This is a genomic window from Arthrobacter sp. P1_D12 (assembly GCF_056406175.1).
In genome coordinates this window covers 34,667-54,946 of record NZ_JBFUAR010000011.1, presented here as the reverse complement: position 1 = coordinate 54,946, position 20,280 = coordinate 34,667, and the positions used below count along the sequence as shown (strand labels likewise).

The 20,280-nt window shown below is 63.8% G+C and carries 18 protein-coding genes; 4 read left to right on the top strand and 14 right to left on the bottom strand.

What is annotated here, in order from left to right; translation table 11 throughout:
* The first annotated feature begins 262 nt into the window (after positions 1-262).
* Both AC1DZV_RS10065 and AC1DZV_RS10060 read left to right on the top strand, forming a co-directional pair.
* Positions 263-1,405 carry an endonuclease/exonuclease/phosphatase family protein gene (locus AC1DZV_RS10065; RefSeq protein ID WP_476953615.1) on the top strand — a complete coding sequence of 381 codons (1,143 nt, stop codon included), beginning with the start codon at positions 263-265 and terminating at the stop codon, positions 1,403-1,405.
* 510 nt (positions 1,406-1,915) lie between these two features.
* Positions 1,916-2,449, top strand: a complete 534-nt coding sequence (locus tag AC1DZV_RS10060; protein WP_476953632.1) for an ATP-binding protein — start codon at positions 1,916-1,918, stop codon at positions 2,447-2,449.
* A 284-nt stretch (positions 2,450-2,733) separates the two neighbouring features.
* Here the strand turns inward: AC1DZV_RS10060 and AC1DZV_RS10055 are convergent, their stop codons facing one another.
* The 4 genes from AC1DZV_RS10055 to AC1DZV_RS10040 all read right to left on the bottom strand — a co-directional run bounded on the left by AC1DZV_RS10055 (position 2,734) and on the right by AC1DZV_RS10040 (position 7,005).
* Complete coding sequence (locus AC1DZV_RS10055; RefSeq protein WP_476953614.1) at positions 2,734-3,789, bottom strand: hypothetical protein; 1,056 nt, start codon at positions 3,787-3,789, stop codon at positions 2,734-2,736.
* An 84-nt stretch (positions 3,790-3,873) separates the two neighbouring features.
* Complete coding sequence (locus AC1DZV_RS10050; RefSeq protein ID WP_476953613.1) at positions 3,874-4,182, bottom strand: hypothetical protein; 309 nt, start codon at positions 4,180-4,182, stop codon at positions 3,874-3,876.
* Positions 4,183-4,633: 451 nt separating this feature from the next.
* Positions 4,634-6,022 carry a peptidoglycan-binding protein gene (locus tag AC1DZV_RS10045; RefSeq protein WP_476953612.1) on the bottom strand — a complete coding sequence of 463 codons (1,389 nt, stop codon included), beginning with the start codon at positions 6,020-6,022 and terminating at the stop codon, positions 4,634-4,636.
* Entirely contained in the window at positions 6,022-7,005 is a 984-nt protein-coding gene (locus tag AC1DZV_RS10040; RefSeq protein WP_476953611.1) for a hypothetical protein, read from the bottom strand. Before AC1DZV_RS10040 ends, AC1DZV_RS10045 begins: the two co-directional genes overlap by 1 nt.
* A gap of 346 nt (positions 7,006-7,351) precedes the next feature.
* Between AC1DZV_RS10040 and AC1DZV_RS10035 the strand changes: the two genes are divergently transcribed.
* Together AC1DZV_RS10035 and AC1DZV_RS10030 are read left to right on the top strand one after the other, a co-directional pair.
* Positions 7,352-7,579, top strand: coding sequence for a hypothetical protein (locus AC1DZV_RS10035; RefSeq protein ID WP_476953610.1), 228 nt, complete (start codon positions 7,352-7,354; stop codon positions 7,577-7,579).
* A 595-nt stretch (positions 7,580-8,174) separates the two neighbouring features.
* A complete protein-coding gene (locus AC1DZV_RS10030; protein WP_476953609.1) occupies positions 8,175-8,852 on the top strand; it encodes an AfsR/SARP family transcriptional regulator in 678 nt (225 codons plus the stop codon).
* Between the two features lie 568 nt (positions 8,853-9,420).
* Here AC1DZV_RS10030 and AC1DZV_RS10025 read toward each other — a convergent pair.
* Genes AC1DZV_RS10025 through AC1DZV_RS09980 form a run of 10 tightly spaced genes read right to left on the bottom strand, consistent with a single transcriptional unit; the run spans position 9,421 to position 20,270 of the window.
* Positions 9,421-10,479: a PDDEXK nuclease domain-containing protein gene (locus AC1DZV_RS10025; protein WP_476953608.1), complete on the bottom strand. Its 1,059-nt coding sequence runs from the start codon at positions 10,477-10,479 to the stop codon at positions 9,421-9,423.
* 51 nt (positions 10,480-10,530) lie between these two features.
* Positions 10,531-10,959 carry a DUF4913 domain-containing protein gene (locus AC1DZV_RS10020; RefSeq protein WP_476953607.1) on the bottom strand — a complete coding sequence of 143 codons (429 nt, stop codon included), beginning with the start codon at positions 10,957-10,959 and terminating at the stop codon, positions 10,531-10,533.
* A complete protein-coding gene (locus AC1DZV_RS10015) occupies positions 10,956-12,725 on the bottom strand; it encodes a type IV secretory system conjugative DNA transfer family protein (protein WP_476953606.1) in 1,770 nt (589 codons plus the stop codon). Before AC1DZV_RS10015 ends, AC1DZV_RS10020 begins: the two co-directional genes overlap by 4 nt.
* Positions 12,722-14,308: a helicase HerA domain-containing protein gene (locus AC1DZV_RS10010; protein ID WP_476953605.1), complete on the bottom strand. Its 1,587-nt coding sequence runs from the start codon at positions 14,306-14,308 to the stop codon at positions 12,722-12,724. The genes AC1DZV_RS10015 and AC1DZV_RS10010 overlap by 4 nt, the downstream gene beginning before the upstream one ends.
* A complete protein-coding gene (locus tag AC1DZV_RS10005; RefSeq protein ID WP_476953604.1) occupies positions 14,308-15,816 on the bottom strand; it encodes an SCO6880 family protein in 1,509 nt (502 codons plus the stop codon). Before AC1DZV_RS10005 ends, AC1DZV_RS10010 begins: the two co-directional genes overlap by 1 nt.
* Positions 15,803-17,086, bottom strand: coding sequence for a TrbL/VirB6 family protein (locus AC1DZV_RS10000; protein ID WP_476953603.1), 1,284 nt, complete (start codon positions 17,084-17,086; stop codon positions 15,803-15,805). Before AC1DZV_RS10000 ends, AC1DZV_RS10005 begins: the two co-directional genes overlap by 14 nt.
* A gap of 1 nt (position 17,087) precedes the next feature.
* Complete coding sequence (locus tag AC1DZV_RS09995; RefSeq protein WP_476953602.1) at positions 17,088-17,840, bottom strand: DUF8175 domain-containg protein; 753 nt, start codon at positions 17,838-17,840, stop codon at positions 17,088-17,090.
* Positions 17,841-17,865: 25 nt separating this feature from the next.
* Positions 17,866-18,135: a hypothetical protein gene (locus tag AC1DZV_RS09990; protein WP_476867135.1), complete on the bottom strand. Its 270-nt coding sequence runs from the start codon at positions 18,133-18,135 to the stop codon at positions 17,866-17,868.
* 11 nt (positions 18,136-18,146) lie between these two features.
* Entirely contained in the window at positions 18,147-18,761 is a 615-nt protein-coding gene (locus tag AC1DZV_RS09985; protein ID WP_476953601.1) for a DUF6668 family protein, read from the bottom strand.
* Positions 18,762-18,794: 33 nt separating this feature from the next.
* A complete protein-coding gene (locus AC1DZV_RS09980; RefSeq protein ID WP_476953600.1) occupies positions 18,795-20,270 on the bottom strand; it encodes a MinD/ParA family ATP-binding protein in 1,476 nt (491 codons plus the stop codon).
* Between the last annotated feature and the right edge of the window lie 10 nt (positions 20,271-20,280).

Below are 20,280 nucleotides of genomic sequence, written 5' to 3'. Positions count from 1 at the left end.
CTGGCCGGCGGGTGTCTTGTCGACGAAGGTTCCTCCGACATTGGCCTGTCGTTCTCTGCGACTTTCTGAATTTTCTCGGCAGTTGTTCCTTCGTATTAAATGGCGGCGTCACCTGTCCGCGTTGTTGTGAGGTCCACCAGCGGCGCGGCGGGCGCTGTGTGTGACAGTGGATATCTTTCGCTGCAGCTCAATCCGCGAGTACTCTGTTTCCAACCGAGGGCAATGGTCGCGCTCCTGCGCGGCTTAGCGGACGGAGTGGGGGATGGCACGGATCCGAATCGCGTCGCTGAACGTGGAGAACCTCTTCGAGCGACCGAAAGCGATGACCGGTCAAATGCAGCCCGGCGGCAACCCAATTCTCGCTGCTCACGCGAGGATCAACGCGCTTTTCCAGGAGGACGGCTACACGTCGGCGGTCAAAATTGAGATCCTCCAGCTTTTGGACTTACTCGGCCTAACGGCCTCCGATTCCGCGTCTTTCGCCGTCCTCCGACAAATACGCGACCGGCTTGTTACGCGCCACCGCGCCACAGCCAATCATCCGGCGAGCATCGAGGTCGTCGCGGATGGCCGAGGCGACTGGATTGGCTGGGTCGACCTGGTCAAGGAAAGAGTGGACGAGCTCGCCATGACCCACACCGCGAAGGTGATCGAGGACGTGGATGCTGACATCATCGCGGTCGTCGAGGCGGAAAGCCGGATCGCTTTGAAGCATTTCACGGATGCTGGCGTGGTCACCAGTCAGGGTGGACCCGCCTACCCGCACGTCATGGTCATCGACGGCAACGACGACCGCGGGATCGACGTCGGGCTCATGACGAAACCGACGCACTCTATCCTTGCCGTTCACCCGCATGTCGATGACCAAGATGCCGGCGGTCGCCTGATCTTCGGGCGCGACTGCCCTGAATACACGGTGCAGCTCGCGTCCGGCACGAGAATTGTCGTGCTCGTCAACCATTTCAAAAGCAAAGGGTATGGACTGCAATCGGACAATGACGCGAAGCGGCGTCGACAGGCAACTAGGGTCGCGGAGATCTACGGTGCACTTCGGGCAAGGGGCGAGGAGAATGTCGTGGTCCTTGGGGATCTCAACGACACTCCTCCCAGTGATCCGCTGAAGCCGCTCCTGCAGGACACAGATCTGCGCGACATCTCGACCCACCCTACGTTTTCCAGCGACGGTCGGCCGGGGACGTATGCGAATGGAACGGCCAGTCAGAAGATCGACTATGTGCTGTTGTCACCGGCGCTGTACTCCCGCGTCACGGGAGGTGCGATCTTCCGGAAAGGCGTCTGGGGTGGAAAGAACGGCACGCTTTTTCCGCATTACCCGACTATGACCTCATCGGTCCATGCTGGATCGGATCATGCGGCGATCTACGCGGACGTTGAACTTGACTGAGCGGAGCAGACTGCAACACGCAACCATCGCCTCATTGCAGAACCACGCCGTAGCGGATGTCTCCCTCTGAGGTAATGAATGGTGCTACGCGGAGGGTTTCTATGTCAACGAATCAATCTCCGCGGAGATGTTGACATGAAGCAATAGGAGATGCCGTAAGCCGGTCCTCCACCGCGGCACTCTTCCGCTGATTCCCGCTCCGAAAGCCTCATAAATACTGCACTCTGAAAATCGCGTATAAACCCGCCGGGAGAAATGCCCATCACGTCACCGCGACGAACACCGCGGCTGCACCGCTGCCGGCCGACCTGGAGGCTCTGATGCGGTCCCTGAAAGTGCCCCATGCCCGGGCGCTGACCCCGGAATTAATCGCGACCGCCCGCGCGCAGCGCTGGGAACCGGTCGAGGTCATCAAGGCGCTCGTCACCGAGGAAGCCGCGGGCCGGCACGGTCCATGCTTGCGTCCCGCCGCAAAGCCGCAGGCTTCCCGACCGGGAAAACCTTCGATGCCTGGGACCCGGCAGCATCCTCCATCCCGGCTCCGACACAGCAGGCGCTGCGGACCTGGAATGGATCACCCGCAGGGAGAACCTGGTCGTCTGCGGGCCCTCCGGCACCGGCAAGACCTTCTTTCTCGAAGCCCTCGGCCAGCAGGCCGCGGAAGCCGGGATGCGGGTGGCCTGGTTCAGGCTCGAGGACCTCGGCGTCCTGATCCGCGCGCACCGCACCGATGACAGCGTCACGCGGGCAGTGTCCACGATCCTGCGCGCCGAGCTCGTGGTCATCGACGATATAGGCCTGCTGCCGGTCGCCACGGACGCCGCCGAAGGCCCCTACCGGGTCGTGGACGCAGCCTACGAAAAACGCTCCGTCGCGATCAGCTCCAACCTGCACCCCGCCGGGTTCGATGAACCCATGCCCAAAAACCTCGCCACCGCCACCGTTGACCGGCTGCTGCACGACGTACACGTCTGCCAAACCAGCGGCGACTCCATCCGCCTGACCCAGGCCCTCGCCGGAAAAGGGGTGACCCGGCTGAACTGACCAACCAACGATGGCCAACCCCGCCGAAACCAATCAGTGGGCAGATCTGTTGGCCATCACCGGGCAGTTTTACTGGCCACCAGCGGGAACTTCAGCTGGCCGCCCGTGGGCAGAAGCTACTGGCCATCGACATCCATGGCCTTAGGAGGGCCAATCCCAGCTATGAGGCCGTCATCCCGAGCTAAGCTGGTGCTTTGTTCCACACGGATATCTATGTGGGGCCTAACCGACGTTGATCCACATTTGATGGGGTGGGGAAGCTGTCAGTCATCCAGCCACTCTGGCTATTGATGAGGTGGATGAGTTGCGACAAGTGCTCTCATGATGTCGTTGATCGCTGCCTCTCGCGGTAACATGCCCGCATACTGTCCGCTTCGGGTGAGCGCCAGGAAACTATCCGTCGTGGAGAGAACGGTTTGGACCCACTTGGCATCGTTTTCGCTTTGGTCGAGATCGATGCTTTGGACCCGGAGGACCGTATCGAAGAGTTCGATTAACCGGGTGGCGGTAATGACGCCGTGCGTCGTGTCATTTTCGATCGGGCTGAGGTGAAGGGCAAGGATCTGTTCGGGTGCCAGTAAGCTCTTGGTCGTCCCGTCGGGGAAAACAGCGCTCTCTACCGCGTGAGCACCCGTTTCGGGACTATGTGGAAAGGGAAGCTTCGGCTGGTTGGCGGCATCCGGCAGCAATGCCGGAATGGCTAGTTCCCACGTTCGGTAAATTGCGAATGCCCGGTCGTATGCGGCCCTGAGGTCATGTCGTTTCTCCAGCAGACAGCGGAATAATTCACCGGCAGGCGCCCATCCCTTGAACACCTGCAGGGTGCCGCCGGTTGTGGCCACGAACGCTATGGCTCGTGGGCGGCCGAGCCGAGCCGCTCCGGCGCTGAGCACGAAGAGACGGGTTTCCCACCACGACGTTCCGTCCTCGAGATCGACTACGACGACGTCATTATGGACCGCCTCACCAAGTATGTCGAGGATTTGGAAGGTGCTGCTGTCGTTCAGCGTTAGCCCTGGCTGCAGACCCAGCCTTGGGGGAACGACCATACCCCGACGTACTTTTTCCTCGGCGGCAAAACGGATATGCACGCCGAAGGCTTCGACCGATCCGCCACTACCTGCCAGATGGCCGAGCAACATAAGGATGACGGGCAGTAAGGCGAGCACGATCAGGCCCGCAAGTACTGCTCCCTCGGCCGCCTCACTCGGCCACCCGATGATGGCGCGGGCCAAGGCCAGCAGGGTGAGCAGGATGACCAGGATGAAAGGGCCGGCAAGAATCGCTTTACGCCGGGTCCAAGGCCAGAACGGACCACCGGAATCGGCGGGCGCGGTCATGACGAAAACACCTCCTCGTGCTGATAATTCAGAGATCGGTCTCGCCGCAGCCGGCCGTAGGCGACCGCCACCTCGCCGGCATCATCACGATGTCGGGCGGGAGCTTCCTGATCTTGTCCCCAATGGCGCGCTCGATTTGCTGCTGATTAAGGCCCCCTTCATCCATTGCGATATGTCGAGGCCTCTGACATTCATTTCCTCCAGGAGGTACTGCGAAAGCATCACGCCCCGTCGGTTGCGAAGCAGTACCTCGAACCCGCGGATCTCCTCGGCCCGGTTGGTACCCATCTTTTGAAGATCCTTATCACTGTGCATGCTGGCCATTTTTACCGCCTCGTCGTGGATCCGCTGTAGCTCCTTGGGGCGCCAGATCGCAAGTTCAGCCGGCGTCATCGCCTTCACCTTGCTTATCGCGCTCTCCCCCCTTGATGAACTTCCACGCGTGAGTGATGAACGACGCTGTGGCGTCTTGCCCGAAATCGCTCATATCTATCGCTTCCTGTGTGTCTCGGACATTCGGACGTGAGGAACAGCAGCTACGCTACATCGAGTGCCGGAATCAACTCCCTATGAAGCTCGGAGCCACGAAGGCCCCGACCTACGACCCCGGCAAACTCAGCCCGGCCCGCACTGGCCGCGGGTGTCGGAACCTCCGCCGAACCTGGCCCCGCAGTCCGGCGCGCCGAAACCCCCACGGCGGGCCCCGGACCCCCTCCCGGCTCCAAAACAGGCAACGCGCAATCATTCATCCAGTCGGCAAGCACCGGCAGGAGGTTGATTAACGCTGAACGGACCATCCCAGGCGGCTATACGGAAAGCTGAGATGGCCCGTGAAGCGTACCCGTCATCGGTTGAACGGAGTTGCCGCCGTTAACGCGGCCACGGAAGGTCCGTACTGCGTCAGCTGGGGAGTCTGGTTGGCGGTCATTTGACCCAGGATATCCCTGTGGAACGCTATGAAAGAACCTGCAAACGTGTTGTTCGCCCACACCCGATTGAGGGTCGTCGTGAAAACACCTGCTCCGTTGATTTCCTGTGATAGCTGCATGTCTGCGCAACCAGATATCGCCAATAAATTGGCCTGCAACGCTCCGCGGGAGCTTGATGGCGTTTCCTGCGATTCGTAGCGCTCCCTGCGTGCCATATAATCTGCCATATTTACGTCCAACGGCATTTCCCGCGTCGCGTAATTGTCATTTCCCCCGACCGCGCCGTTGCCATCGTAAGCGCGCGCGGCCGTGCCCTGATTGCTCTCAAGGTATGCCCGCGCGAGATAGGCGTAAGATTTAATCCCCGCCCGCTCGGTGGAGGGATCGTAAGATCGACCCGCCGCTCCCGCCATTGCTGGTTCCGACACGACGTGGCCAGTTAGCTGCCTCGGCCGAGGTAGGTACTCAATTGCATAACTGTTCGGACCCGGACGAGGAAACGTCAGGTCGGTGTAGAAGGCCTTCTTAGCAGCGGCGCAGATCTCTTGGTAATCCCGCTCGCCGCTTAGAGAGCTGCGGGCCGAATAGTCCGGGAGATAGAGTCGCGCAATGGATCCACTGTGGCAACTGTCCGAACAGACGACGATATTCGTTCCCGGCCGAAAATTTGCCCATGCTTCCCAGAGGAGATCATCGCGCAATTGCTCATCCCAAAGCACCCAGGTCTCATCGAATCCGTCCTCCTCCGGATCGTCCTGAGCGCTCTGGTTCGGTAGCTGGCCTCCATGCCCGGCGTATGTAAGCAGGAAAAGATCGCCAGGGTTCAACCGCCGGGCCACGTCGTTAATGAACTGAAGAACCGCCCCCGTTGTAGCCTGCCGAGTAAACATCGTGTGGACCTCGTCGAAACCCTCAGCCTCAGCGATCCTGACCATCGTTCGAGCGTCGTTTTCACACCCATTCAGCTTTCCGTCCCATCCGCCATACTTACTGGAATCCACTTGGTTCAAGCCAACGTGAAGCGAGATGGTCCTCCGGCTTCCGGGCGGGGTAGGAGCCGGTGCCGGGGTGGGAGTGGGGGTCGGTCCCGGGGTGGGTTTATCGAGACCAAGAGCCGCTAGGGTTTCGGGGCCCGCAATTCCATCGATTGTGAGCCCTGAGGAGCGTTGAAAGGCCGTGACGGCTGTCTCGAGGGAATAGCCGAAGGAGCCATCCGCAACGTAGAAGTAGAGGCCCAGTCGCTTGAGTGCGTGCTGAAGTTGCCGCACATCATCACCGCTATCGCCGCGGCGCAGGGGGCGCATCAGTCTGCTTCCCAGGCGAAGTTGAGTTGCTTGCCTTCGAAATGGAGATTTTCTGTGGCTAGGCGATACATCCACGTGTGCACTCCAAAGAGTTTTGCCTTGCCGAACACCAAGTATCGCGTGGAAGTTGCAGACACGGTCATTTCATTGAATGGAGCACGGCCGTCGACGCCGATTTCGGCGATGACGTCCCCGTTGTCATCGAGAGCCTGAATCCCCTTCCACCAACTCTTGTGAGCTGCGAGCTCGAGACTGATCTTTATGGAGTTCGGATCTCCGATGTCGGACGAGTTGCGGAGCTCAAGGATGTCACCGTCCCAGAAGCGGTGGGTCGTCGTGAAGTCAGTCCAAGAAGCCGTGATGTCTCGAGATCGGCCGAGCCCCAAGACCAGCTTGAAGATGTCCGGCAAAGTTGTACTGAGGGCAGGAACCAACACCTGCAGCAATGGGCCCAGGAAACGGGCTGATACTTCCTTGTCGACGACGTAAACATCTGCTGGCGTCTTTCCATTCCCGCTCATCTCGGGGCCACGGAAGAGTCCCGATATGGTCTTGATGGCACCGGGAAGGTTGTCGACGATTAGCGGAATGGCGGCTGAGAGCAGTGCCGGCCAGAAGCGCTCAATTGCCTCGTTGTCGGGCTCGGCGGGTTCTCCGCGGGAAGCGCGCGAACTCGCTTCATCTCGGAAGATGTCGATGAGGTTCGGAATGAGAGCTTTCACCACTGGCTGCAGACAGGCCATGAACTCTGCGATATCCCGCTCCGCCGCTACTGGAGACCGTGAGTCATGCGAATCCACAGCGGCTGCCTGGGAGCGAAATAAGTCGAAGACCAGGGGCAGCGTCTCGGTGACGGCCGGCCAGAAGACGTCCCAGACGCCGCGCTCAAGTTCGGCGGCGGTGGCCCGCGAGGCGGTACCGGTACCGGGTCCTGTGCGTGTTGCGCCTGGCAGAACAAAGGCGCTTGTTGTTGTAGCGGTCATGGTGCTGAATCTCCTCGGATGCGAAGCTCGGTATTTCTGAAGAGGCAGCCGCCTGTTGATAGGCGGCAGGCGCGGTGTCATGTGCGACCGCGAGGGCTAGGAAGCCGCTGAAAAATTGACCAGCAGGGGACAGCAAAGCCGCTGACCTGCGGCATTGCTCGTCACCCTCGGCCTGACGATGAATTATTCAACACATTCCTAGACGGCCTTGTGAGGTTACCGTTGGACTCGTTGATTGCCAGATAACCTGTTAGAAAGTGTTGCATCAAGGCGTTACAACTCCGTTACTGGACCAGAGTGGTCGAGTTGGGACGCATAAACCTTGATCTGAACCGCACTGGATTCGGTGGAGGGCATCACGGAAAAGCAGGCAGTGCTGGCCGATGTCGAGAACCAGGCCGGCAAGCCCTTCAAGTACGAAGACAACCGGGCCCAGGCCAGGGCGAAATGCGCAGATCTGGACGAGAAGCTGAAAGCTTCCATTGAACCCGCCAAACCGGTACAGGCGGACGTCCCGGACACGGCCGAGCGATTGATCCGGTGCCGGCCCGGCACCGCAGGCTCCACATCGTGAGTTTCCCGGCAGCGCCAGGATCAAAAGGCCCTGCCCCGACCCACCCGGCCACGCAGGTCCGGACAGCTACGGACGAGCGCCGCGCGTGGCCGTGCCGTCGCGCGTGCCGGAACTGCGACTGATCCCTCCGACTCTGTAGGCTCCGGAATTGCCCATTCCCTGTTTCATCAGTTGGTCATAGTCAGCCCGGGCAGCGTTTCTTCGGAGGGCGCCCCGGCCCCTTCTCGGTCTCTTCATCTCTGCAAGTCGGAACTCCGAATCACTCAGGTGTTGCAACGATCACTGGACGCCACGCGCGTCACAATGGCTCAGTTTTCGATCGTCACGACAGCTGCGATGCGCGGAAGAGTGGGCGAGGCCCTCGTCAGGCTCCGGAGGAGGCTGTCTCTTTCGGACCAGCATGTGCAATTGTCGCTCCTGTTAACCCAAGGATGCTGGGGCTCACGCTATTTTTTTGCTTCGGGAAACTGCCAGATGACGTGGGCCATTGACTTCACGCTCGGGACTGCGGAAAGTCGTTACATAGGTTTCCAGCTCTTCAGACCCACGCTGGATGGGGGGGGTACCCATGGGCAATGGCGGCTATGGTTTTCACTTGAGCCTGCTTCAATCGTGGCAACTACGGCGGGACGCCGACGTCGTGCACGTTGCAACGCGGCAGCAACGGCTCATTGCTGCGCTGGCGATCAACGGTCCCCGCCCCCGAAGATATCTGGTCGGTCTGTTGTGGCCTGAGTGTCGCGAGTCCAGGGCGCTCGAAAGCCTCCGAGTCAGCGTGCATCTCGTTTCGCGGCAGGTCCCTGGCCTGCTGATCAATGGCGGGAACGTGCTGTCCCTCAGTGAACTGGTCGACGTCGACCTCCACAGGGTCCGGGACCAGATCCGGGAGCTGAGCCGAAGTGGGCTCAACGGAAACGTGGCCTCCTGTCTGCACCAGCTACGGGACGCTGAATTGCTCCCTGGCTGGTATGACGATTGGGTGCTTTTTGAACAGAGCAGGTTGCGGCAGGACCGGCTCCACGCGTTCCACATCATTGCTCGCGAGTCGCTGGCACGCTGTGATTTTGAGTCTGCCTTGGAGGCCTCGGAGGCGGCACTGGAACTCGAACCGCTTTATGAAAGTGCCGTCGGACTTCTCATTCAGGCGGAAAGGCAGCAGGGCAACATTGCTGCCGCGCTTCGGGCCTTCGAAAGGTATGAAGCGAAGCTGAAGGAGGACATGGGTCTTGTCCCGTCGGAGGTCATTCGGCGCCTCGTTGCGGACATTTCGTGACAGCCACGCGCAAACAAGCGGGAGACCTCTAGACCCTGGTAGGAGGGACAGGCGGGGCAAAGAGCCACTGGCGCACAACGCTTAGGACCTCGTCCGGATCGGCAGTGGAGACCGTGATTGGCTCATCGCCCGGGGCTTGGCTGAAAATGACCCTTGCGCGAAAACTTGGCGTCTGGTCTAATTCGTGCCAAGTGCGGATGACTAGCGTGCCCATGGACGGCATCGCCGGGTCTGTCTCGTCCTCGTCGGAGCTTCTTGGCGGACGATCATCGTTTGTCATCGTGTTTCACCTTACTCTCAATCAGCGACCACCCACATGTGGAACATCGCGGACTTTCCACCGCCGAGTCCGCCTCGTTTTTCAGCCGCTAGCAGCTGTGGGCGTTTCGGCCATGGAAGGCACCCGAGCCGGCAAATCCCCGGCTGTCTTGATCCTGCAACGTACACGATGGCCCCGGTGTTCCCCCGTCGCGGGGTCTGGCAGGCCACGTTGGGGAGCCCGCCAATTGGTCCCGGAGCCTATCCGGGGACTGTGGCGGAAACGCACCCCGGAGTTATCCCGGAGTTCTTAACGGTCTTGCGCCGCCGGGGTCTCGGGTTCGGCCCATTCCAGCGCCGCGACGATGTGTCCTTCGTTGGGAAGAGCCTGCTGTTCGGCCGGGGGAAGGTTGTCGTACGTGTAGGCGGCGACGGCCATGGGTGAGGTGGATCGTCCCAGGCTGTATCGGACGCTGCGGTCGTTCTTGGTGCCGCAGATGAGGATTCCTATGGTTTCGTTATGGTGCTGGCGCCGGAGCACGTCATCGACGAGCGCGACGTAGAAATTGAGCTTGCCGGCGTATTCGGGCTGGAACTTACCGGTCTTGAGCTCAACGACAACGTACCGGGAGTGCTCAATGTGGAAGAACAGAAGATCCACGTAGAAATCGTCGCCGTCGACGTCGAAGTGGACCTGCCGGCCGACGAAGGAAAAGCCGGGGCCGAGTTCGCGCAGGGTCTCGGTGATCCTGCTGGTCAGGGCGTTCTCGAGATCGCGTTCGGCGACTTCCCCGGACAGGCCGAGGAACTCGAAGTTATAGGGGTCTTTGGCGACCAGCTGGGCTAGTTCCGAATCCGGAGCAACGAGCTGCTGCACAAAGTTCGACGGTGCCGCCCCGGTGCGTTCCAGGGTCTTGTTCATGATCATGTTCATCAGCACATTCCGGGACCAGCCGTACTCCACGGCGGCCGCGGCGTACCAGTCCCGCGCCTCCGGCTCCAGCCGTTTATCCAGAATGGTGCGGATGTGGCCCCAGGGCAAATGTCCCACAGGCTGTGGGACATTTGCGTCGAACCCTGGCCAGGCCTCCGCGAAGCTGCGCATGTACTGAAGGTTGGACCGTGACAGGCCGGTCATGTCGGGGAACTCGGCTCCCAGGTCCTCCGCCAGCCTGCCGATGACTCCACTCCCCCAGCCGTCGAGGGCCTGACGTTCCAGAATCGTTCGTCCGATGGACCAGTACAGCTCGATCAGCTGCGTGTTGACGGTCCGCAGTGCCTTGGTGCGTGCGGCCCTCACCCTGTCCTTGAGTTCCCCGAGGAGATCGGTGTAGCCGGTAGGGAGGGCGAGGTCGCGCGGTTCGGTCATGGATTCCATCCTAAGGAGCAGTAGAAGATTGGCCGCGCACGCGTGTGGACACTAGTCGAAGATGCCCGCCTCCGGTGCGACGTGGGGCAGCGCTGCTTTCCCGGGCGTTGGTGTTTTGTGCCCGTCGTAGGCGCATTTCTTGAAGGGGCCTTCTTTGTCCATGAGGACGCGCATGTGCGGGTCGGCATGGTTCAGCCACCAGGTGCTGACTCCAAGGGCCGGCTCCATGCGGAGGTGTTCCCAGGCCCGCCAAATTGCTTCCATCCGGATCAGGGCTTCGGGGTGTTTGTACCATTCGGGGCACCAGACGAACGTTGCGCCCTCGTTGACTTCCCGAACGTAAGACTGGGCCAGAAGATCGGCGAAGAACTCCACGGCGCTGGAGTACACCAGCTCCGGTCCAGGTTCGTCATAGCTGTGACCACCGGTCGCGGTGTGGGCGTCTTCGTCGCCGAACGCGTCCGCGAACTCCTCGCTCACGCAGGGTCACCGTCCATCCAGGGATTGTGCGCCGGAACGACCACAGGCTCGCGCTCGACCATCTCCTGACTGGCCAAGGAGTTTTTGACCTTCTGGGCGTGGGGGCCGTTCATCCAGGGGATGGTTTCGATCATCGTTGCCGGGGCACCGGAGGCGAGCAGGATGGCCCGGAACCTGGGCAGGGCGGTCAGGTCGGCCACGGACAGGATCTCGTCTTTGCTCTCCTGCCGGGAGGACGAGGACCCGTGTTTGCTGTGGCTGCGGGAGACGTTGATGTAGCTGTACTGGCCGATCAGTCGGGAGAGCTCGTCGAGGTAGCCGACTTCGGAGACGCCGCCGCCGTAGATTTTCACGTTCGACGCGGACCAGAGCTTCCGCATGCCTTCCAGAGACCAGACCTCCACGCCCTGGGACCAGGACTGCAGGATGGTCATGAGGATGATGCCGCGGGAGCCGTAGTGGCTGTACTGATCCGGCAGGGCCTTCCAACGGCAGACGTTCGCGGCCTCGTCCAGGATCCCGAGCAGCGGGGTGGCGAGCCGGCCGCCGGGCTGGGAGGTGGCGTACTTTTCGGCAGCTTCGACGACGGCGACGGTCAGGGCGGTGACGAGGGGCCCGGCGGTGCCGACGCCTTCGCGGGAGAGGCTGTAGAGCGTGCCTTTTCCGCGCACGAACTCTTCGGGGACGAACCGCGGCCGCGGATCAGTGTCAACGGTCGTGTCCCGCAGCGGGGTGACCCATTGGCTGACCTCCCGGTCGGTGAGGCAGGAGACCATCTGTCGGGCGGTTCCGTAGACTCCGGCCCGCTGCTTTTCCGGTTCGCGGATGTGGCCCATGACCATGTCAGAGAGCAGGTCATACCCTGCGGTCTTCAGCAGTTCTGCGGGGGCCTCGTCGTGCGGGCGGGTCAACCAGGTGTAGACCTGCGTGACCGGGGCGGAGTTGAGGGAGGCGGCGAGCAGGAGGGCTTTGAGCAGGTTCTGCCCTGCCGGGTCGAAGTAGGCATCGGGCTTGGTCCCCGGCTCGCGGGAGCCGGCGGCGAAGTGCTGGGCCATGGTCCCGGCCGTGGCCTCGTTCTTCACATAGGACAGCGGATTCCACCACCAGGTGGGTTGTTCTTCCGCGACGGCCTGCGGGTCAAAGACCCACACGGCGCCGGCCTCTGACCGGATCGGACGTGTCACGTCCACGATGTCGCGTTTGTTCGACGTGGCGATCACCGCACCCGGTGCGTCCAGGATCGCCGGGACGGCGTAGGAGGTTGTCTTCATCGTGCGGGGACCGGCGATGAGGACCAGCATGTCCTCCCAGGAAGCCCACAGCGGGCGCTTCCCGGCGACGCTGCGTCCGAGCCGCACACCAGTGGAGTTCTCCACGCCAAGCCGCACGGCGGTGGCCGTGGCCCCTTTGGTGCCTAGGTGATCGAGGTCTTTCCCGCGGCCCATGTGGACGGCGGCCTTATCCACCCGGGTGCGCTTGTGCGCTGTTCGGGAGCGGACTACCAGCACTGTCACCGTCAGGGCAATCACTGTTCCGAGGAGTATGCAGGCGACGATGGTGGACTGGACCGGCCAGGGCACCCGGCCCTTGGCCAGTCCGGCCACCAGATCAATCGGGTGGGCCGGGGGCGAGGCAAGGCCGGCCAGCCAGGATCCGAGATGTGCCGAGACCCAGCTGCCGCCCCCAATGACGACAGCTGCGCCGATGGCCAGCCAGATCCCGAGCCCGTCGCCGAGCCCTGTGCCTTTACGGTTCGGAGCACTCATGCCGCATCCTCTTCCCGGACCGGAGCGGACGCTTCGGCCAGGGACCCGACCGGAGTTTTCCATTTTTTGTTGGTGTCGTTCAGGGAGGCTTCGATGGAAGTGAGACCGATCTGGACGGGGATGCCGGGGCGGCCGCCGACCTTGATCAGGAACTTCCCGCGCCCGGGAGGTTCGACGTCACCGCCACGGGAATCCCAGGCGGGCGGGTCCTGCCAGGAGATGAGCTTTTGCTGTTCCTGCCGCGAGAGCGGGATAGCTGCGGTCAGCAGCGGCATCTCGGAGGCGGGGAGGCCGGCGCAGATGACCATGCCGGAGCGTTCGACGAAGCCACGGGCTTTCATCCGGTCTTCTTCTGCCCGGAGCGCGAGGAGGTCGGACATGGTGTGGGAGATCATGACCTGCCCGACGCCGACGGACCGGTTGAGGCGGGTCAGGGCGTCCACCCGGTCCACCATGCCCTTGCCGGCGCGCAGCGCCCGCCAGAGCTCATCCAGGACGACGAAGTAGTTCCGGCGCGGTTCCAGCCCGGCGTCGGCGAGGGCGTTGGCGACGTTGACGGTGCCGAAGCCGTAGGACCAGCACGCCAGCAGCACGGCGGCCTGCAGATCCGTTTCTGTCTCGTCGATGCTGGAGACATCGAAGACGACGGCCCGGTCGCGCCGCATCGCGTTCGTGGTGTGACGGGAGAAGATTTCCCCGAGTTTCCCGCCCCCGGTCAGCCCGAGCAGGGTGGCTTCCAGTGCGCGGGTTTCCTGCAGGTAGACGGTCATGTCTCCGCGGTCCAACGCGACCTGGCGAAGCTCGTCCGGGGCGGCGGTGATGACGTCGAGCAGGTCTTTCAGGACCGGAACGCCGTCGAAGGTTTCATCGAGGACGCGCAGGGCGCGGTCCAAGATGGTCTGTTCCTGATCCGTGGGCGGGTTGTTTCGGCTGATTGTGATGAGGGAAACGACCATGTTCAGGCGTCGGCCGTGGGCATCGGCCCGGACCCGGACGGCGGCCCCGTGGTGTCCGCGCTCCTCGAGGAGCTGGGCGACCTCAATGGCCTGTCCCGGATCGAGGATGTTCAGGTAGCCGCGGCCGCGGCCGAGTTCGATGACCTGCCCGCCGATGGCGCTGACGGCGTCCACGTGTTCGCCCTTCAGGTCCCCGAGCACGAGCGGGTGGACGCCCTGGCCGGAGAGGCCCAGCATCATGCGCCGCACGAGGGTGGATTTTCCCAGCCCGGGCTTGCCGAGGATGAACGCGGAGGGGTTGGAAATTAGGTGGGCGCGCTGGAACCAGCTGATCGGGTCGCAGCAGACCGTGGCCTGGGTTTCCTCGTGCCGGCCCAGCGGCACACCGATCATGGGCGAGGACGTGCCCGAGGAAAAAGGCCATAGCCCGCAGACCTGCACCGTGGTCCCGCGGTATTCGCGCACGGCCGGGACCAGGGCCGCGGCCCCGCCCCCGCGCCCGCCCCAGCCACGGGACCCGGGGACACGCAACCGGGCCGGACGAGCCGTGGAGGCGCGGCGGTCACGGGCTTCGGATTCCACACCATCAAGGAGCGGATTCTTCTTCCGTCGAAAGAGCTTCTGCATTACAGTGCCTCTCTGATTTCGGTGGGCAGCAGGATGTGCCTGGGCAGGACCAGACCGAGCGGCAGGGACGCGGCGAAGGCGGTGTCCTGGGAACCGTAGGCGCGGCGCAACAGCACCCGGGCGGTACCGGAGGTCTGCTCGACGGCGGTGACAGCATCGGCGAGCCGGGCGGGGTCGTTGACGGTGGCGGTGACGACCATGCCGAAGTTCACCAGCCCGGCGCCTTGGGCTTCTTCCTGGGCGGTCTGCGCGGCGGAGCGGGCATCGACCAGGGCGCGGGCGGACGGGCGGTTCCCGGAGGTGATGCGGACATTGGCGTTGTTCTGATCCCGCTCGACCACGGCGGCGGCCCGGGCCGAATCCATCGGACGGTACAGCAAGGAAACGCGCTTGCGGTCGATGTCCCCGTGCGGGGCCAGCAGCCGGGAGAGAACGGAGGAGTTCACCGACCCGCGCGGGGCACCTGTCATGGTCCAGGAGGCAGAGAACGCGCCGTCGTGCCGGTAGTCATCCCAGCTCGCCTGCGTCGCAGAGGGGCCGACTTCGCCCCAGGTGAGGGCGACCGGGGATCCGGCGGCGTGGGCTTCATCAATGATCAATGCCGCGGGCGGGTCGTAGGCGATCCGGACGACCTCGCAGAGTTCCTGCGCGGACATGGGCCGAGCGATGCCGGCGCCGGTGGCTTGCAGCCGGGCACCGAGCCCGGGGACCCGGGATGCCAGGTCCCGGGCGACGTCTTCGGGTTCGCGCTTCCGGGATCCGGAGCGCAGTGCGGCGGTGAAGGTCAGGGACACCCAGGCCCGGACGGTGGCAGAGCCTTCCGGGTAGGTGCGGACAACCTCGCGGAGGATCGCCTTAGCCGCCTCCGGGGCGTCGGCATGGATGTTCATTTCGACTTCGTTGCGCAGCCGGTAACCGGAATCCGGTGCGGTCTCCACGGTCACGGCCGCGGCCTCCAGCCCCGCCTCATCCCCGAGTCCGGCGATCCAGCCGCCCCAGTTCGCAACCCACGCGTCGACCTGTTCCGGATCCACCAGGGACGCACCATCGGGTTCGGTAGAGAAGACCACGGTGAAGTGGTTCGTGGTGGGGACATGGAGCATGGCGAACGGGCGGTTGTAGGAGTCGTTGAACTCGTACAGCCGGGACTTCGCGGCCAGGCCGGGGAGCTGGAACATGCCCCATCCGGTGACCCCGAGCGGGCCGGAACGGTAAAGATTGGTCCCACTGGAACGGGCGAGACGGAAGTTCATCCGCGTCGCGAACCGGTCCACAGTGGAGTGTCCGTGCTTGTCCTTGACTGTCAGAAGCAGCACGAGCAGACCCGCAACGGCGAGGACCGTCAGGCCCGGCAGCAGGCCCCAGATGGCGAAGGTGATGATGCCGGCCAGCAGGCCGGTCATGACGATGCCGGTGCCGATCGCGCCCAGGCTTCCCAGCCCGGCGGAACGGGGAACCCGCCAGTTGCCGTAGGACGGTTCCTTGTATTCGGTATTAATTGCTGCCACTGGGGCCCTCCCCGGTTGAATCCTGCGCGGTCTGTTGTGCGGCTTGAGAGGCCCTGGACGCTACTTGTGCTCCTGCGGCGACGGCGAGCCCGGCGGGTCCGGCGGCTTTCGCCGCTCCCGCGCCGGCGGTGTCCGCGCCGGCTCCTGCAACCGAGCCTGAGCTGCCTGCCCCGGCGGTAGCGGCGCTTCCGGTGGTGCCCTTGCCGGGCGCCCCTCCGGGGCCCGTTGAGCCAGAGGTGCGTTTGCCGTTGCCGCCGTTACTGCCGCCTGCGCCCTTGCTGCCCTGTGCGCTGGCGCTCTGGCCGGGCTGGCTGGCCGGTGTGGGGGACGCGTTGCCGCGTCCACTGCCGGAACGGCCCATCGAGACAGCACCGGTGGCCATGGCCCCCACCGCCGCTCCTGCTCCCCCGCCGGAACCGGAGGCGACGGCTCCGACCATCGGGGTGACGAAGCGCATCAGCGCCGGAAGCGCCAGCAGCGCGACAATCATGAGGGCGAAGCCGGTAATGGATCCCAGTAGGACGTTGCCGCCCGAGGATCCCATGAGCTTGAAGGCCACGGCGTAGACGATGGCAGCGGCGGGCTTGTAGAGAATGAACGCGATGGTCCAGCCGATGGCTTTCTGGAACCACTGGCGTCCCATCTCGGTGTTGGTGAACGCAGCGGTGGTCGGGAGGATGCCGGCCAGGATTACGAGCATGCCGCCGCGGACGATCATGAGGACGATCTGCACCAGCGAGGCAAGCAAACCCACCAGGCCGAGGATGATCAGGATGAAGACCCCGACGCCGGTCTGGTTCGTCATCACCAGGATGGCCATCGCGTGGGCAAAGCCCTTGCCGTCGGTCGCCCGGTCAATGATCGAGGCCGAGAACGCGTCGGCCGCGATCACCAGAATGGAAATCACCGCCAGCCCAAGCCCGGACACCAGCGTGAGGGTCAGCAGTGACCGGAGCAGGTCTTTCAACGGTGCCCCGCGCTGTTCCCAGATCATCCGGGTGCCGCCAAGGATGACCGACAGAACCGCCAGCGCCAGCGTCCAGTAGCCCAGTTCTGAATTGACGAAACCGACCACAGGACTGGCGGTGACCCCATCCTGGGATGCGAGGTTGGCCGTGGGCATGCTTACCCAGAAGGTGGAGAGCGTGGTCACCATCTGGCTCATGCCCTCCAGGATCGACTTCGCCAGGTTCGCTATGGCGTCGTTGACCGCTCCTGAGGCGATGTTGCCCGCCACGCACGTCATGTCCCCCAAACTGCACTCAGCCACGTCAGACACCTGACCACAGAATGAAACCGCTCAGATCACTGAGCTGGGCGACCCCATTGAATACTTGACCATCATCAGAGGCCTTCACCTTCCAGTCCCCGGCTACCCAGCGAAGCGAAAGGACCGAATGCGCCAGCGCACCGTTCGGGAGCTTGATAGCCAGATCGACATCTGCCTCAGCCGGGCTATAGGACTTAACCAGGAAGCCGCTGACCTGAGCGGTCTCACCGCTCCCCGCAGTCGAAGTCCGCGCCTTGGCAGCCTTAATAGCCGCGTCACGTCCGGGGCCCGGCACCAGAAGTTTGTCGGCGAGCTTGAGCTCATCCTGCGTCCCGGACGAGCCAAGGGCGATCATATTGGCGGCCGCGTAGAGCGCTCCCATGGGGCTCTGGGCGAAGCATGACCGGAACCCGTCCCCGTCCGTCAGTCCCGGGCCGAAGGTCTTGGGATCCGTGGGGGCTGCCATTTTGCCGACGAGCTCCCACTTGGACTTCGGCGCGATTCCCAAAGCCGTTTCCATGCTTGAGGGCAGCCCGCAAACACTCTTTCCAGCCGCGGCTGCTGTCGTTGCTGGCGATGAGGAGGCACCGGCAGACGATGAGGCGGGGGCGGGCTGGGCCGTGCTGTCTGCCTTGGGGAGGAAGAAGATCACGGCGACGGCAGCGATCAGTGCGATGACCAGGGCGGCCGAGATGATGAATCCGGGCTTGGTGAACGGGCTGCGTTCGGTACTGCTTTGGGTGGATTCGCTCATGATGAACCTCTCCGGTAGTCGGGATTTAGACGAAGGCGCGGACGATGCCGGAGGCGCCGGTGATGATGATGCAGCCGGCCAGAACCCAGCCGAGCTTGCCGATGGACTCGCCACCTTCGCCGCGGCGGAGCTGGATGACCATGCCGATGCCGACGATGATCACGCCCAGGACGCCGAGGACCAGGCCGATGCCGGAGGCCCAGTTCAGGACAGTCAGCAAACCCTTGGCCTCTGCCGGGACGGTGGGCGTCGGGTTCGGGATGACGCTTGCTGCAAGTGCGGAGAAGGAGTTCATGGTGAGACCTTTCAGTTGGTGATGCTGGGTGTGGTGTCGGTAGCCAGAGCGGCTAAGTCAGAGATGAAGCGTTGGTACTCGCGAACCGTCGGCGGGGTGGTGGCATCCCCGTGCCGCCAGGCTTCGACCCAGGGCAGGGTCCAGAGCCGAGGCGCTCCCCCGCCGACAATGGCGGCGAAGTCCCGCAAGGGTTTGGGAGTCTTCCCCGGTGCGTCCGCCAGGACGGCGAGGCCGAGCAGATCAACCGCGGGTGCCGCACCTGATACCCACTGGGTGAGAGCACTCCGGGCCGCTGTCAGCCCACGCATGTCTGCGCGGCAAACCAGCAGCACCCGCGGCTTGCTGCCGTCCTGGAGGATGGGCCAGCAGTGATCGGTGATGCGTGCCCCGTCGATCAGATCAGCGATCCGGCTTTCACCGGATCCCCCGTGGGCGCCGGTGACCCACAGTGCTGCAGAGCCCGCGACGGTCCGGCGGCCCAGCCTGTCTGCGGCGTCCGGTTCAACGATTCCCCTCAGCGGTGCACTGATCACGGCCGCCGGCGGCACGTGCGCCTCCGGAGCTGCCGCCTCCGCGCCGTCGGACGGAGCCGGGCGGGTAATCCAGGGGTTCAGGGACTGTTGCATGGTTCCTCCTCTCAAAGTCCGGTGGTGGGTGGCTTAGAAGCCCGCGGCGACGGCGGCCGCGGCCGCCAGCCATGCCCGCTGGGTGGCGGCCTGAAGGGCTTCATAGCGGATGGGTCCGTTGACCAGGGCCGGATCGTAAGGAATTCGGACGACGGCCCGGACGAAAGAGGCGAAGCCGTCAGCAATCCGCTGGGCCTCGTCCTTCGCCCGCTTCAAGGCATCCCCGCTCATGCTGCGTTTGGCATCGGTGGACTCAGAGACGATCACGACGGCGTTGCGGGCCAGTTCCGCGTCGTGCCCGCCGCGGGATTCCAGCGTCTGCAGCGTCAGCCGTGCGGCTTCGGCGCGGTCCTCAATGGCGGTGACCGGGACGACGAGCTGGTTGGTGTGATCGATCATCCGCCGCCAGTTCGCGGCCCGGGCGGTGTTGCCCGAGTCCATGACCACGAGCCGGTAGTACCGGGTGAGGACCTGGTGGGCGATGTCGACTTCCTCGGCGGTGACTTCGTGGTCGCCTTCTTCGTTTTCATCCGAGCGGAGGACGTCGAACTTGTCGGCGGTCTGGTGATGGACGAACTTTGCGATTTCGGCCGCGTTCGTGGAGGGCGAAAGCAATTCGATGGAGGCGTCGATCAGGTCCAGGACGCTGCGGTCGTGGGAGCCTTTTTCCGTCCGCCATCCGAGGGTGCCCTGGGATTCGTTGTTGTCCCACGCGACCGTGGCGGCGCCGCTGTAGCGGGCAAGGATCGCCGAGAGCATCACCACGGTAGGTGTCTTGTTGGCACCGCCCTTGCGATTGACGACGGCGATGGTCCGGGGGCCGGGCCAGTGCTGGCTGACCGTGCGGATGTCCTCGCGTTCGGTGAGTTCTTCCGCCGAGGGGTCCATCCGGAGTCCCAGGCGCGTGAGCGTTCCGCGCCAGCCCTGAGTGGCCGGTTCCAGAACCGGGGCGCTGACCAGGAATGAGGTTTCCTTCAGGCTGCGCCGCGTCGGCGCCGCCTCCTCAGTAGTGGCGGCGGCCGTCTGCGGTTCCGGGTTGGCCGGCACCGGAACGGTATCGGCTGCGACGGGGGCGGGGGGCCACGGCTGGGCGTCCACCGGTGCTGCAGGGGCAGGAGCTGGCGCGGACTCTGCTGGGGTGGCCACGGGCTCGGATGCGGGGACGGTCTCAATGATCGCCGGCGCGGCTGTCTTGGGTGTGGTTCCGGGGGCTTCTGCCCGGCTGCGGGCCGGAGTGGGCTCGTAGGAGACGGATTCGATCTTGTTGTCCGGGTGGACGATGAGTTCGCCGTGTCCTTCGGGGTCCTCGATGCGGACCCGGACGGGCCGCTGGAGGGTCTGCGCTTCGCCCACGATGAGGGCCAGGGCGTTGTTGCGGAGTTCCTGCACGGAATCTCCGGCAGGGACGATGCGGGAGTTGCCCGCGACGACGACCTCGGCGGTTCCGTTGTCCCGGACGATGGCCCTGATGTTGGGAAAGGCCATGACCTCGGTTGGTGTAGTACCCATGGGCTTCTTC